Source organism: Trebonia sp., assembly GCF_030042015.1.
Taxonomy (GTDB): Bacteria; Actinomycetota; Actinomycetes; order Streptosporangiales; family Streptosporangiaceae; genus Trebonia.
Genome location: NZ_JASIAL010000201.1, coordinates 1 through 13234, shown reverse-complemented (window position 1 = coordinate 13234; position 13234 = coordinate 1). Strand labels below are relative to the sequence as shown.

General features: G+C 71.8%; 15 protein-coding genes. 5 read left to right on the top strand and 10 right to left on the bottom strand.

What is annotated here, in order from left to right; translation table 11 throughout:
• The 3 genes from Q1N79_RS10235 to Q1N79_RS10225 all read right to left on the bottom strand — a co-directional run.
• Positions 1–641, bottom strand: a 641-nt coding sequence (locus tag Q1N79_RS10235; protein ID WP_300607389.1) for a TetR/AcrR family transcriptional regulator, incomplete at its 3' end; no start/stop codon positions are given.
• On the bottom strand, positions 641–2203 hold the full coding sequence (locus Q1N79_RS10230; RefSeq protein ID WP_300607386.1) for a DHA2 family efflux MFS transporter permease subunit: 1563 nt from the start codon (positions 2201–2203) through the stop codon (positions 641–643). The genes Q1N79_RS10235 and Q1N79_RS10230, both read right to left, overlap by 1 nt.
• 75 nt (positions 2204–2278) lie before the next feature.
• Complete coding sequence (locus Q1N79_RS10225) at positions 2279–2800, bottom strand: MarR family transcriptional regulator (RefSeq protein WP_300607383.1); 522 nt, start codon at positions 2798–2800, stop codon at positions 2279–2281.
• 107 nt (positions 2801–2907) lie between these two features.
• On the opposite strand from Q1N79_RS10225, the gene Q1N79_RS10220 reads away from it, so the two are divergent.
• Positions 2908–4458, top strand: coding sequence for an FAD-binding oxidoreductase (locus Q1N79_RS10220; protein ID WP_300607380.1), 1551 nt, complete (start codon positions 2908–2910; stop codon positions 4456–4458).
• Positions 4459–4564: 106 nt separating this feature from the next.
• Here the strand turns inward: Q1N79_RS10220 and mgrA are convergent, their stop codons facing one another.
• On the bottom strand, positions 4565–5593 hold the full coding sequence (gene mgrA / locus Q1N79_RS10215; RefSeq protein ID WP_300607377.1) for an L-glyceraldehyde 3-phosphate reductase: 1029 nt from the start codon (positions 5591–5593) through the stop codon (positions 4565–4567).
• A gap of 150 nt (positions 5594–5743) precedes the next feature.
• On the opposite strand from mgrA, the gene Q1N79_RS10210 reads away from it, so the two are divergent.
• Genes Q1N79_RS10210 through dnaN form a run of 3 tightly spaced genes read left to right on the top strand, consistent with a single transcriptional unit; the run spans position 5744 to position 8195 of the window.
• Positions 5744–6004, top strand: a complete 261-nt coding sequence (locus tag Q1N79_RS10210) for a DUF6295 family protein (protein ID WP_300607374.1) — start codon at positions 5744–5746, stop codon at positions 6002–6004.
• 28 nt (positions 6005–6032) lie between these two features.
• Entirely contained in the window at positions 6033–6779 is a 747-nt protein-coding gene (locus Q1N79_RS10205) for a dienelactone hydrolase family protein (protein ID WP_300607371.1), read from the top strand.
• A 57-nt stretch (positions 6780–6836) separates the two neighbouring features.
• Positions 6837–8195 (top strand): DNA polymerase III subunit beta, encoded by a 1359-nt coding sequence (dnaN, locus tag Q1N79_RS10200; RefSeq protein WP_300607368.1) that lies wholly within the window; start codon positions 6837–6839, stop codon positions 8193–8195.
• Positions 8196–8220: 25 nt separating this feature from the next.
• On the opposite strand, the gene Q1N79_RS10195 is transcribed toward dnaN, so the two are convergent.
• Positions 8221–8730 carry a DUF1707 domain-containing protein gene (locus Q1N79_RS10195; RefSeq protein ID WP_300607365.1) on the bottom strand — a complete coding sequence of 170 codons (510 nt, stop codon included), beginning with the start codon at positions 8728–8730 and terminating at the stop codon, positions 8221–8223.
• A 95-nt stretch (positions 8731–8825) separates the two neighbouring features.
• A complete protein-coding gene (locus Q1N79_RS10190; protein ID WP_300607362.1) occupies positions 8826–9296 on the bottom strand; it encodes a DUF1707 domain-containing protein in 471 nt (156 codons plus the stop codon).
• A 296-nt stretch (positions 9297–9592) separates the two neighbouring features.
• On the opposite strand from Q1N79_RS10190, the gene Q1N79_RS10185 reads away from it, so the two are divergent.
• Positions 9593–10618 (top strand): LLM class F420-dependent oxidoreductase, encoded by a 1026-nt coding sequence (locus Q1N79_RS10185; RefSeq protein ID WP_300607360.1) that lies wholly within the window; start codon positions 9593–9595, stop codon positions 10616–10618.
• A 383-nt stretch (positions 10619–11001) separates the two neighbouring features.
• Here the strand turns inward: Q1N79_RS10185 and Q1N79_RS10180 are convergent, their stop codons facing one another.
• The 4 genes from Q1N79_RS10180 to Q1N79_RS10165 all read right to left on the bottom strand — a co-directional run.
• Entirely contained in the window at positions 11002–11406 is a 405-nt protein-coding gene (locus Q1N79_RS10180) for a Clp protease N-terminal domain-containing protein (RefSeq protein WP_300607357.1), read from the bottom strand.
• Positions 11403–11627 (bottom strand): helix-turn-helix domain-containing protein, encoded by a 225-nt coding sequence (locus Q1N79_RS10175; protein ID WP_300607355.1) that lies wholly within the window; start codon positions 11625–11627, stop codon positions 11403–11405. The genes Q1N79_RS10180 and Q1N79_RS10175 overlap by 4 nt, the downstream gene beginning before the upstream one ends.
• Before the next feature lie 78 nt (positions 11628–11705).
• Complete coding sequence (locus Q1N79_RS10170; RefSeq protein WP_300607352.1) at positions 11706–12191, bottom strand: copper chaperone PCu(A)C; 486 nt, start codon at positions 12189–12191, stop codon at positions 11706–11708.
• 56 nt (positions 12192–12247) lie between these two features.
• Positions 12248–13234 (bottom strand): DUF885 family protein (locus Q1N79_RS10165; RefSeq protein ID WP_300607350.1); only part of this gene is annotated, 987 nt, incomplete at its 5' end.

Here is a 13234-nt window from a genome sequence, read left to right as displayed (position 1 = left end):
TGGGGCTTGGCCGCCGCGACCTGCCGCAGCAGTTCCTCGGTCGGCGGCCGCCCGGGCAACCGTTCCCCGCCGGGGCGCAGCCCGGCGAGGATGAGGCCGATGTAACGGTGCGGCAGGCCGGGGACGCCGGTGCCGGTGATGGCGCTGAGCATCTCCAGGGTGGGCGCGAAGTCGGTCGCGGCGACGTCCGCGCGGATCACCCCGGCCTCCCGGCCCCGGGCCAGCAGCCGCTCGAGCGCCGCCGTGGTCCGGTGCACCAGGTCGGCGAACTGCTCCACGCCGTAGGCCCGCTTCAGCACGTCAACCAGCGCGCGGTTGGACGAGATCAGCTCGAGCGTCTGCTCAAGGAACACAGTCAGCCCGACCCAGGGATCGGGCTGGTCGGCGGCTGAGTCGGCGATCGCTACGGCACGGTCCACGCACTGGCGCAGGAACTCGCGGGCGAGCTCGTGCTTGTTGGCGAAATGCCGGTACGCGGTGGCGACGTTGACCCCGGCGTGCCGCGCGATGTCGTCGAGCGTCGCGTCCAGGCCGCGCGCGGCGAACACCTCCGCGGCGGCGTCGATCAGCTTCTGCCGGTTGCGGGCGGCGTCCGCCCGAAGCCGCCGAGGCTCACCGACGGACGCCGCGGAGGCGCTCATCAGGCGTGCACCGCCGCAACCTCGGAATCCGCGCCGGAAGGCAGCGCCACCCCGGGCCGCAGCAGCAGGGCGGTCAGCACCGCCGCGCCGACGTAGATCCCCGCCGCCACCCAGAACACGACGTGGTAGCTGTGGATCAGCGAGTTCGCCACGACGAGCTGCCGGCCGGCGGCCGAGGCCGCCGAGGCGACCGACGCGGCGTGCGCCGCCACGTAGCCGGCGGCGGCGGTGGCCGCGATCGTGTTCAGCAGCGAGGTGCCGATCGACCCGCCGATCTGCTGCGCGACGTTGATCGTCGCGGACGCCACGCCCGCGTCGTCACGGTCGACGCCCAGCGTGCCGAGGGTGAACGCCGGCGCGAACACCAGGCCGAGCCCGAAGCCGACCACGAGCAGCGTAGGCAGCACGTCCGCAGCATAGTTGGCGTGCAGGCCGATCCGGCTCAGCAACGCCATGCCGACCGCGGCAAGCGCCAGCCCGGACGGGACAAGCGCCCGCGCGCTGACCCGGGACAGCAGGATCGTGTTGCCGCCCGCCGCGACCACGACCAGGATCAGCGTCAGCGGCAGGAACGCGGCGCCGGTCTTCACCGCGCTGTAAGCCAGGGTGTCCTCCAGGTAGTACGTCAGGAACAGGAACACCCCGAACATGCCGATCGCGGCCAGGAACATCGCCAGGTACGCGCCGGCCCGGTTGCGGTCACCGATGACGCGAAGCGGCAGCAGCGGATGCGCCACCCGGCGCTCGGCGACGACGAACAGAGCGAGCAGGACGGCCCCGCCGATCAGCGTGACCAGCGTGACCGGCTGCGTCCAGCCCGTGCTGCCGGGCGCCATCGACACGTGCGAGAACCCGTAGACCAGGCTGAACAGGCCGAGGCCCGCCAGCACCGTGCCCACTAGGTCGAGCCGAGGGCGCTGCGCCGAGGTGACGTGGCGCAGCAGCGTGACGCCGCCGGCGAACGCGATCACGGCGATCACCACGTTGACGTACATGACCCAGCGCCAGTCCAGGTACTCGGTCAGGACGCCGCCGAGCAGCAGCCCGACGGACGCGCCGGCGCCGGCGATGCCGCCGTAGATGCCGGTCGCCTTGCCGCGCTCGGCCGGGCTCGTGAACGTGGTGGTGAGCAGCGACAACGTGGCGGGCGCGAGCAGCGCGCCGAACGCTCCCTGGATGACCCGGCCGGTCAGCAGCATGCCGAAGTTCTGCGCGGCGCCGCCGAACGCCGACGCGGCGGCGAACCCGACGACCCCGATCAGGAAGACCCGCTTGCGGCCGAACAGGTCGGCGATCCGCCCGCCGAGCAGCAGCAGGCTGCCGAACGCGAGCGAGTAACCGGTGACGATCCACTGCCTGTCGCCGTTGGAGAAGCCAAGCGCGGCCTGGGCGTGCGGCAGCGCGATGTTCACGATCGTCGCGTCGAGCACGACCATGAGCTGCGCGGTCGCGATCACGGCCAGCGCGAGCCCGAGCCGTCTGGGCGGCGGCGCCTGCGTCGCTGCCGCGATGCCGGCCGACGTGCCGGGCGCGCTCCCCGTCTGGCGTGAGGTTGCGGACACGGTGATTCCCCTTTACCGGATTTTGGGCATGACTCACCCGCGTGCGGACTGCGGTCTTTATGACAAAATTCCTGTTTATCCCGAACGAACCGGGCCGTCTCTCCCGGCCAGCCCGCTCTCGCTCTCGCTCGCGGCGTCGTCGCCCGGCGGGCTGCTCAGCATCTTCCTGAGCAGGCTCAGGAAGCAGTGCCGTTCGGTGTCGTCGAGCCCGTAGCACCAGGGCATCCTGGTGGCGAGCTCATGCATCAGCCGCTCCTTCGCGGCGATGCCCGCGGGGGTGAGCACGAGGTTCTTGACCCGGCGGTCGCGCTGGCCGGGCTCGCGCCTGACGAGCCCCTGCCGTTCCAGCGTGTCCGCGATCACCGTGATGAAGGACGCGTCGCACGCCATCCGCTGCGCGAGCTCCTTCATCGTCAGCACCCCGTCGAGCTTGAACAGGGCCAGCAGGTCGCTGGGGGCGACGCCGAAGCCGGCCGCGATCGAGTGGCTGATCGCGCCGGCCTGCTTGACCAGGTCGGTGAGCGCGTCGAGGATGTCCCGGTCCAGCGCCGACGCGTCCGCCTGCGCCCTGTCCGGTTCGCCTGCCCCGATGCTCACGATCTGCCTCACCTCTGCGGATAGTTCCTGACAAGCTCAACAGTTGAGTTACTCAAGCTATTCCCGGCCGGCGCAACCTTTTTCCGCCGCGCGGCGTCCTTCAGAGCGTGAGCACTCCTGCACAGCCTGTCCTGAAGCGTCGCGCGTTCCTCGGCATGGCCGCGGGAGGTGCCGCCGCGATCGCCGCGCCCGCGTTCATCAGGGCCGACTTCGCGCCGTACGGCGACCCCACGGCGGCCGACTGGGCCGCGCTGGCCAAGGACCTCGCCGGCACGCTGGTGCGGCCAGGCGAGGCCTCGTACACGGTCGCCCGCCGGCTGTTCGACCCGCGCTTCGACAGCATCAGCCCGGCCGGGATCGCGTACTGCATCATCCCGCGGGACGTCGCGACGTGCCTGGCGTTCGTGCGCAAGTTCAAGATCCCGGTGGCGGCGCGCTGCGGCGGGCACAGCTACGCCGGCTACTCGACGACCACCGGCCTGATCATCGACGTCTCGAAGATCGCGGGCGTCGCCGTGTCCGGGTACAACGTCACGGTCGGCGCCGGCGCCAGGCTGATCGACATGTACCACGCCCTGGCGGCCGCCAACCGGGCGATCCCCGGCGGGTCCTGCCCGACCGTCGGCATCTCCGGCCTGACGCTCGGCGGCGGCATCGGCGTGGTCTCCCGCGCGTACGGGCTGACCAGCGACCACCTGGAGTCGCTGCAGATCGTTCTCGCGAACGGCGCCATCCTCAACATCGACGGAAAGACCTACCCGGACCTGTTCTGGGCCTGTCGCGGCGGTGGCGGCGGCAACTTCGGCGTGGTCACGAAGTTCACGTTCAGCGCCACGGTGGCGCCGACCCCGGTGCTGTTCTTCCTGTCCTGGCCGTGGTCGCAGGCCGCCAAGGTGATCGCCGCCTGGCAGTCCTGGGCGCCGTACGCGCCCGACGCGATGTGGTCGAATCTGCACCTGGCCGCGGCGCCAGGCGGCAAGACCCCGACGATCCAGGTCGGCGGCTGCTACCTGGGCACGATCAGCGGCGCGGCGAGCCTGCTCAACCAGCTCTACGCCAAGGCAGGCTCGCACCCGTCCGGCTACTTCCTGAACCAGTTCTCCTACCTCAACGCGATGCTGCTTGAGGCGGGCTGCTCCTCGATCGGCTACACGGCCTGCCACCTGCCGTGGCAGGTCCCCGGCGGGCGGCTGACCCGCCAGCCGCAGTACTCCAAGTCCGACTTCTTCACCGCTCCGCTGAGCAGCGCCGGGATCGCCACCCTGCTGCACGGCATCCAAAGCCTGCAGGGCGTCTCCGGCGCGGCGGGCGGCGTCGGCGGCATCGCGTTCGACGCGCTCGGCGGCGCGGTCAACCGCGTCTCGCCGTCGGCGACCGCGTTCGTGCACCGCAACTGCCTGTTCGGCGCCCAGTACACCACCGACTGGACCTACGGCGCGAACGCGGCGGCCGTCCAGCGCCAGTACAACTGGCTCCAGTCGTTCTGGACCTCGATGCGCCCGTACGCCAGCGGCCAGGCCTACCAGAACTACATCGACCCGGCCCTGACCACCTGGCGCCAGGCCTACTACGGCGCCAACTACGCCACCCTCGTTAAGATCAAGAAGACCTACGACCCCACGAACCTCTTCACGTTCCGCCAGGCGATCGGCACCTGAGCCCGCCGGCAACTGCCCCTAAGGCCGAATGCGCATCTGGCCCGGCTAGATTGGGCCGAATGCGCATTCGGCCTGGAGGGCTGGGCGGCCCATGACGCGCCAGCGGTCAGCCGGCGCTCGAGGCGGCCCAGATGTTGATGCCCGCCTCCACCGCGTCCTGGTCGATCGCCGCGAGCTCCCCGGCGGTGAACGTCGTCTTGCCCGCCGCGGCGAGGTTCTCCTCCAGCTGCGCCACGCTGCTCGCGCCGATCAGCGCCGAGGTCACCCGCTGGTCCCGCAGCACCCAGGAGACCGCCAGCTGGGCCAGGCTCTGGCCGCGCGCGGCGGCGATCTGCGCCAGCGCCCGGACGTGCGCCAGCGTCTTTTCCGACAGCTGCGTCCGCGACAGCGAGCCGTCCAGGCTGGCCCGCGAGCCCTCGGGTATCCCGGTGAGGTACTTGCCGGTCAGCACGCCCTGGGCCAGCGCCGAGAACGCGATGCAGCCCACGCCCTCCCTGCCCAGGAGGTCGAGCAGCCCGCCCTCGATCCAGCGGTTCAGCATGGAGTACGACGGCTGGTGGATGAGCAGCGGCGTGCCGAGGGAGCGCAGGATCGAAAGAGCATCCAGGGTCCGTTCGGGAGAATAGGAACTTATCCCCGCGTACAGGGCCCTGCCCGACTTCACCGCGGTGTCGAGCGCCCCCATGGTCTCCTCAAGCGGGGTGTCCGGGTCGAACCGGTGGCTGTAAAAGATGTCCACGTACTCCAGGCCCATCCGGCGCAGCGAGGCGTCCAGGCTGGCCAGCAGGTACTTGCGGGAGCCCCATTCGCCGTACGGGCCGGGCCACATGTCGTAGCCCGCCTTGGTCGAGATCAGCAGCTCGTCCCGGTACGGGCGCAAGTCCTCCCGCATGATCCGGCCGAAGTTGATCTCGGCGCTGCCGTACGCAGGCCCGTAGTTATTCGCGAGGTCGAAGTGCGTGACGCCCAGGTCGAAGGCGCGCCGCAGGATCGCCCGCTGCACGTCAAGCGGGCTGTGGTCACCGAAGTTCTGCCACAGGCCTAGCGAGACCGCGGGCAGCTTGATGCCGCTGCGCCCGCAGCGGCGGTAGGGCATCTTCTCGTCGTACCGGCCAGCAGCGGCTACGTATGTCATGGGCAAGAGTCTGCCACTGCCAGTCGTCCGGCAGGCGGCCCGGCGTGCGGGGCCGGGGGTCGACCCCCCGAGGTTCTTTCGCGCCGCTAACAAGCCAGGTGGGATGATTCGGCTGAGCCTGCAGGGCAAGCATGCGAGAGGATTCCTGACATGTGCACGTACCTGACAGAAAAGGTCGCGATCAGCGGCAGCGCCAAGGGAGCGTCCGGCTGGTTCCGGGTGACGGAGGGCAGCGTCTACTTCGACCACCCGGTGCACGCGCCATACGGACACACCCTGAACATCGACTTCCTCGCACCGGAGCAGGGGCCGTCGGCGCGAGTCGCCGTCGAGCTGAGCGCCGAGGCGGCGCGTGCCCTGATGAAGGCGATCGGCGCGGTGCTCGAGTCGGCCCCCGCCGGCCTGGAGTAAGACCGGACACGAGACAGGAGATTCAGCAATGTCTGACGCGATAATCGCGGAAAGCATCACGATCACCGGGCACGGCGGCGACACCATCGAGGCCTACTCGGCGCGGCCGGTCGAGCCGGACGGGCAGATCGGCGGCGTCGTGGTGATCCACCACATGCCGGGGTACGACGAGCCGACCAAGGAGATCGCCAGGACGTTCGCCACCCGCGGCTACAACGCCGTCGTGCCCAACCTGTACTGGCGCGAGGCGCCGGGTGCCAGCCCGGATGACGCGGCGGCCACCGCGCGGGCCGCGGGCGGCGTGCCCGACGACCGGCTGGTCGGCGACGTGGCAGGCGCCGTGAACTACCTGAAGGAACTGCCGACCGCCAACGGCAAGGCCGCGACGATCGGCTACTGCTCGGGCGGGCGGCAGTCGTTCCTCGCCGCGGTCAGCCTGCCGCTCGACGCGGCCGTGGACTGCTACGGCGCGTTTGTCGTGGGCACCCCGCCGGAGGGGATGCCGCTGAAGGTCGGCCCGATCGTCGACAAGACGCCCGACCTGTCCTGCCCGCTGCTCGGGCTGTTCGGCGCGGACGACAAGTACCCGTCGCCGGAACATGTGGCCGAACTCGAGGCGGCGCTGAAGGCGGCAGGCAAGACGTATGAGTTCCACAGCTACGAGGGCGCCGGGCACGCGTTCTTCTCGGTGAACCGGCCGGCGTACCGGCCCGAGGCGGCGATGGACGGCTGGCAGAAGATCTTCGCGTTCTTCGGCACGTACCTGGCGGCGTAACAAGGGGGGCCGCGGCCTGCGTCGCGCCCTCGCCGAATGTCAGTGGGGCGTGCCACTATGTCCCCCTATGACGGGTCGGACAACGAGCGCGAGGTGCGGGTCATGAAGTTCACGGTGGAGCGCGACGCACTTGCCGAGGCCGTGACGTGGGCGGTCCGCACGCTGCCCGTCCGGCCGGTCATCCCGGTCCTTGGCGGGGTGCTGCTGCGCGCCGCCGGGGACGGGCTCACGCTGTCCTGCTTCGACTACGAGGTCTCGGCCAGGATGCGCGTCCCCGCCGCGGTCGCCGAGGCCGGCGCGGTCCTGGTGCCTGGCAGGCTCCTGGCGGAGATCACCAGGAGCCTGCCAGGGCTTCCCGTGGAGTTCGCCGACGACCCCGACGGGGTGAGCATGACCTGCGGCGAGGTGGCCTTCACGCTGGCCACCCTGCCCCCGGAGGAGTACCCGGAGCTGCCGGAGTTGCCGCTGCTGGCCGGGACCGCGGACGGCGGGGTGCTGGCGGCCGCGATCAGCCAGGTCACCCCGGCCGCCAGCCGTGACGACACGCTGCCGATGCTCACCGCGGTCAGCCTCGAGCTCGGCGGGCAGACGCTGACGCTCGCCGCCACGGACCGCTACCGGCTTGCCGTCAGGGACCTGGCCTGGAGCCCCGCCGACTGGATCGGCGAGCATGTCCGCGAGGCGGGCAAGGCCGCGGTGCTCGTGCCGGCCAGGACGCTGGCCGACGCGGCGAAGATGATGAGCCCTGGGGTGCCCGTGCGGATCATGCTGCGGGAAAGCGGGGGCGCCGGCGGGGGGGCGATGGGCGGCGCGGCCGACGGCGGCGGCGCCATGATCGGCTTCGAGGCCGGCGTGCGACGGCTGACCACCCGGCTGCTGGCCGGGGAGTTCATCAGGTACCGGTCCCGGTTCCCTGAGGAGTTCGGCTGCACCGCGGACCTGCCCGCGCAGGCGTTCGCGGAGGCGGTGCGCCGGGTGTCGCTGGTCGCCGAGCGGGGCACCCCGGTGCAGCTGTCGTTCGCGCCGGGACGGGTCACGGTCGGCGCGGGAACGCAGGGCCAGGCGCGGGCCAGGGAGAACGTTCCGGCGAACTTCACGGGGGACGAGCCGGTTATCGCGTTCAGCCCGCACTACCTGCTCGACGGCGTCCTCGCGGCGGCGCTGCCCCCGATGACCCCAGTGGCCCCGGCGGCTCCTGCGGCCCCGGCGGCTCCTGCGGACCCGGCCGACCCGGCGGGCAGGGCCCGGGCGCAGGCCGAGGCGCCCGCCGCCGACGGCACCACCCAGGTCAGGTTGCAGTTCACCAGCGCAAGCAAGCCCGCCGTGATCACCCAGCGGCCGCCAGGCGGCGCGGGCGGCAGGGAGGCCGGAACCGACTTCCGCTACCTAGTGGTGCCGCAACGCGTGCAGCAGTAACGGCAGTAACGGCGCCCGCCGCCTGTCACGGCCCGATGCCCGGTCCCAGCTTTCCCCCGGGGAAGCCGCCGCCGTAGGGACTCTGCGGGAAGCCGTGCCTGGCGAACAGCAGCGCGGTGAACAGCCAGATCAGCATGGCCATGATGATCAGCGATACGGCGGCGATCCGGGCTGCCCGGTCCGAAGGCGTATTGTTCCTGCGGTCGCCAAGCGCCGGCGGCAAGGTGGCCGGCGGCCAGGACGCGGCCGCCCACGCCGCGTGCGCGAGCCTGCGCGGTCCCGGCTCGCTCGACGGCCCGCGCGGACCGGGCAGGTCGGACATGATCCGGTTCAGCTGCCCGTACGTCTTGGCGGCGAACACCTCGCCGAGGCGCTCGTGCAGTTCGTCCAGGGTGAGCCTGCCCGCCACGTAGTGGTCACCGAGCTCGGACGCGGCGGCGTCCCGTTCCGCGTGCCCTATCCGTACGTGCGCTGTCGCCGCCCTGAACGGCTCCCTGTCCTGGCCGGTGAGGGGGCCGTAATAACGCATCGCCATCGGGCTTCCCGTGCTTGCTCGGAACGTTCGGTCCCTTCCACCATAAGTCGCAGGTGGGGGCCGAGGGAACCCGGTCGGGGCTCAGCGGGCTCCGATCAGCGGCGGCGGCGCGGACCGCGCGTGCGCACGCGGCGGCGGAAGATGAACCTGCGCAGCAGTGCCAGCGCGGCGAGGATCAGCACGATGCCGATCGGCCGGCCGGTCCCGATGCCTGCCACTCCCAGGCCGCCGATGACGAGCAGCGCGCACAGGACGACGAACGTGGAGACCATCGCGCCGACCGTGGCGCCTGCCCGGTGACCCGCGTTCGCTCCCCACCCGGCGCCCGGGCCTGACCAGCCGCTCCCGGGCCCGGACCAGCCGGGACCGTCCGGCCGGGCCGCCCCGTCCCCGCCTGGCCGCGCGGACGGCAGGTCGCGCATCAGCGCATCCAGGTCACCGCGGGTCTTGGCGGCGAAGGCCTTGTCGAGCCGCTCGTTGAGTTCCTCCAGGGTCAGCCGCCCGCTGGTGAAGTGCTCGCGCAGCTCGGCCGCGGTTGCCTCCCGCTCGGCGTCCCCAACCCGCATCTCGGATCCCGAAACCATCGCTGCGCCTCCGTGCCGGGGTAATGTGCAGTCCACGATATATCGCGACTGTCGGAAAGGGCAAGCGCCACGGCAAAGCCCGGACGGAGCGCCGCGGGCGTATTTCCGGGCGCCGGGATGGCTTACCTTCCGGGCAGGGGACGGGGTGGATTGGTTCGCGGAGGAGGTTGCCGTGCGTGACCCGCATGCCCCGCAGGCTGCCTCCGCGGGAGGGATGCAGATGATGACGTCCGATTCCTGCCGGACATAGGGCGGGCGGCAGCCGGATACTTCCAGTCATGGAACCGGGGAAACCGGCTGGCGTCCCGGCCGCACCGGCTGGTGGTGCCGCGCTTGGGGTGACCGCCGCGCCGTTCATCCGCTGCGGGCCTGCCGCCGTCCTGGACCTTGCCGGGCGCGCCGGCCGGCTCGGCTATGGCTCGCTGTGGGTCGCTGAGGTTACCGGCACCGAGGCGTTCAGCGTGCTTGGCGCGGTGTCGCGTGCCGCGCCAGGTATCGGGCTGGGTACCGGCGTTGTTCCCATGCAGGTCCGTACCCCGCCGTTGCTGGCCATGGCCGCGGCCTCGGTGCAGGCGCTGGCTCCCGGCAGTCAGGTGCTGCTCGGCGTGGGCGCCTCCTCGCCGGTGGTGGCCGGCGACTGGCACGGCGCCGACTACCAGCCTGAGCCGCTGTCCCGGATGCGGGAGTTCATCGCCTTGCTGCGCGAGTGCCTGTCCGGCGGCACGGTCACCTTCGCCGGTGACTACTACCAGGTCCGCGGCTTCCGCCTGGGCGTCGAGCTTGGCGGTCGCCGGCCCGAGATCATCCTGGGCGCCCTGGGCGAGGGGATGCTCCGCCTGGCGGGCGAGCAGGCCGACGGGGTCTTGCTGAACTACCTGCCGGCCAGCCACGTGCCGTGGTGCGTGGAACAGGTGCGCCGCGGCGGGAACGCGAGGATCTACGCCAACGTCCACGTGGGCGTCGGCGACCGGGCGGCCGCGGCGCCCCGGGCCCGCTACGACCTGTTCTCCTATGCCGTCGTCGACGCCTACGCCCGCAGCTTCACCCGGGCCGGCTTCGGCCAGGCCGTGCAGGCCATCCGGGCCGCTCACCGGGCGGGAGACCGGGCCGGGGCCCTTTCCGCGGTGCCCGACGAAATGGTCGACGCGATCAACGTGGTCGGCGATCAGGCACTGATCGCCAGCACGATCGGCGCCTACCGGCGAGCCGGAGTAGACGTCCCGGTGGTCTTTCCCCTTACCTGGGGCGCGGCAGGCCAGGACGCACTGGATCCAACGTTGCAGGCGGCGATAGCACCGGAGTGAACCAGGACAGGGGAGGCAGACCATGGCATGGTCGCCGGAGCCTCTGGGGCATAGGGAAGACCATCGCCGGGAACGGTTTTTCGACGACCTACCGGCGAAGCCAGGCACATGTAACCCAATGACGGCCGGATCACCGGGTGCGGAGAGCCAAACGGGGAGCCAGCGCAGACAGGCGTGACCGACGCAGGGCGACTGTGAGCGACAGTTGATGCAGCAATCGTTGGATTGCGCCTGAAAAGTGGCTGCGCGGGACCGTATGCTGCCGCTGCGACCCAGGCCAGGATCCCGAGGTGACCTGGGTTCTCCCCGGCGAGGACCCGGACGACCTGTGGAAGTTCGGGTCTCAATTGAGCGGCCCGCCGCGGGGTCCGGTGACCGGCGGGTCAGCTTGCGGACGGGTAGCGGTCCAGGATCGCGGTGCCCAGTGCCGGCCCGGATGTGCCGAGCCGGGACAGGATCGTGGGCACCAGTCCTTCGCCGGCGGCGAGGATGCCCAGTGCGAGGTGCCCGACGTCCGCCTGGGCGGCGTGCCGGGCCGCGGCCTCGCGGCGGGCAGCCACGAGTGCCTGGTTGACGCCGGGGCCGTGCGGCAGGAAAACCCCGTCCCCCCGCGTGGCGCCGGAGCATCGGCGCGGGCTGAACCGGCCCGGCCGCCGGTGAACGTCGCGGGCAGCCCGCGCGAGCAGGTAGTGCTCCCCGCCGAGGTAGGGATGCCCGAGCCGGACGGCGTGCTCAAACGCCCGGATCGAGACCGCGCCGGCGTCCCGGGTCATGATGCGCCCGGTCATCGTTGCCCTCCGGTCCGCTTGCCGTGCTTGCGGTGCACGGTCTGCTTGGTCACGCCGAGCCGCCCGGCGATCTGCTGCCAGGACCATCCGAGCCTGCGGGCGTTGTCGACCTGGAGGATCTCCAGCCGCTCGGTGAGCGCCCGCAGGGCGGCCACCGAGCGCAGGCCGGCATCGGGGTCGGTGCTGGCGGCATCCTCCGCGATGTCGCGGACAGGTTCCATGCCGTCAGCGTATGCTGACGGAAAAGAAGGCGTCAACATATGCTGACGAGGCGCACGGCGGGCAGCGGTGCTGGCGGCTCAGTCGAGGAAGTAGCTGCTGCCGCCGGACTCGGGGTTCGTGACCAGGGCGAGGATCGTGATCGTGCGGCCGTGGGCGAACTTCAGCCGCAGCGTGATGTCATGGCCGTCCGTCATCGGGCCGGGGTCGGTGATCAGCAGGTGATAGCTGTCCGGGATCAGCTGCACGGTCGAGTCCGCGGGGATCGGGATCTCCGACACCGTGTGCATGACCACCGGGGCGACCCCGGAACGAACAGGGGCGCGGAACACCACGGTGCCGCCCACGCTCGTGGTCACCGAGATCAGCCAGGTGGCGCTGCCGTTGTTGCGGATGTCAAAGTACCCGTCGGTGGTCTTGCCCGTCGGCTGCTGGATGTACGCGGCGGTCGCGGCGATGGACGGCCCGGCATCCGCGTGCGCCGTGCAGCCCGCTAGCGCGAGCGCCGACAACGCGACGGCGCTCGCGGTGGCGGCAGCCCGGGTAAACCGGGTGAGGCTTCGCACGCCCTTAGCGTACAGCGGCCCTCACGTGCGCCGCTCGCGGCGGCGTCCGGTATCCCCTAGCCGCGCTCGATCGCGGTGCCGAGCAGGCCGAGCGGCGGCGACCCGAGCTCCATCAGGGCGGCGTGGAAGCGCCGCAGGGTGTACCCGGCGCCCCATGCCGCCCGCGCCCGCTCCCGCAGCCGGATGATCTCCAGCTTGCCCCACGTGTAGCGGCCGTAGGTGGGATCGAACGTCGCGCGCCGCGCCTCCGACAGCGCGGCCGGCCCGGCCAGGTGGGTGTCCGCCTCGAACCGCCTGGCGGCCTCGGCGACCGTCATCCCGGCCGTGTGCACGCCTATCGCGCAGGCCAGCCTGGTCACCCGGACCAGCGCCTCCAGCCACACCCCGATGGCGAACCGGGGGTCGCCGGCACCGAAGCCCTCCTCCACGCACAGTTCCTCGGCGTAGTGCGCCCAGCCTTCGACGAACGCGCTCGAGCTCAGCGTCCGCCGCACCGGCCCGGGCGCGTGGCGCAGCGCCTGGCCGTGCGAGAAGTGCCCGGGCGCCACCTCGTGCACGGTGATGGCCGGCAGCGTGGTGGCGCTGAACACCTCAAGCCACTCCTCGGCCTCCGCGTCGGGCCAGGACTCCTCCGGCGGGGTGATGTAGTACCACGAGGGCGCGGCCGGCTCGGCGGGCGCGTTCGTCGAGATCATCGCCATCGCCCAGCGCCGCGACTGCGGCGCCTCGCCGACGAGGCACACCCCGTCGTGGTAGGGCACCAGGTCCCGCTCGCGCGTGAAGTCGATCGCGCGCTGCGTCCAGTACCTGGCCGCCTCGATAACCCCCGATCGGCCCGGATGGTCGCGCACGAGCTCGCGCGCGACGTCAAGCGGCGGCCGTCCCGGCGCCACCCGCCCGGCCGAGTCCGCGAGCCGCTCGTGCAGCCGGTCCCGCTCGGCGTCCGCGGCGACCGCGAGCGCCCCCAGGTCGACGCCTATCGCCTCGGCGGTGGACAGCAGCGCGGTCAGCGCGGCGGCCCCGAGCGCCGTGTCCGGGTCGCC

Bases quoted from the DNA above. Each gene is read 5' to 3' on its own strand.
- Q1N79_RS10205 (WP_300607371.1), top strand. From the start codon at position 6,033: ATGTCTGACGCGATAATCGCGGAAAGCATCACGATCACCGGGCACGGC.
- Q1N79_RS10180 (WP_300607357.1), bottom strand. From the start codon at position 11,406: ATGACCGGGCGCATCATGACCCGGGACGCCGGCGCGGTCTCGATCCGG.
- Q1N79_RS10185 (WP_300607360.1), top strand. From the start codon at position 9,593: ATGGAACCGGGGAAACCGGCTGGCGTCCCGGCCGCACCGGCTGGTGGT.
- Q1N79_RS10175 (WP_300607355.1), bottom strand. From the start codon at position 11,627: ATGGAACCTGTCCGCGACATCGCGGAGGATGCCGCCAGCACCGACCCC.
- Q1N79_RS10190 (WP_300607362.1), bottom strand. From the start codon at position 9,296: ATGCGGGTTGGGGACGCCGAGCGGGAGGCAACCGCGGCCGAGCTGCGC.
- Q1N79_RS10195 (WP_300607365.1), bottom strand. From the start codon at position 8,730: ATGGCGATGCGTTATTACGGCCCCCTCACCGGCCAGGACAGGGAGCCG.
- mgrA (WP_300607377.1), bottom strand. From the start codon at position 5,593: ATGACATACGTAGCCGCTGCTGGCCGGTACGACGAGAAGATGCCCTAC.
- Q1N79_RS10210 (WP_300607374.1), top strand. From the start codon at position 5,744: ATGTGCACGTACCTGACAGAAAAGGTCGCGATCAGCGGCAGCGCCAAG.
- dnaN (WP_300607368.1), top strand. From the start codon at position 6,837: ATGTCCCCCTATGACGGGTCGGACAACGAGCGCGAGGTGCGGGTCATG.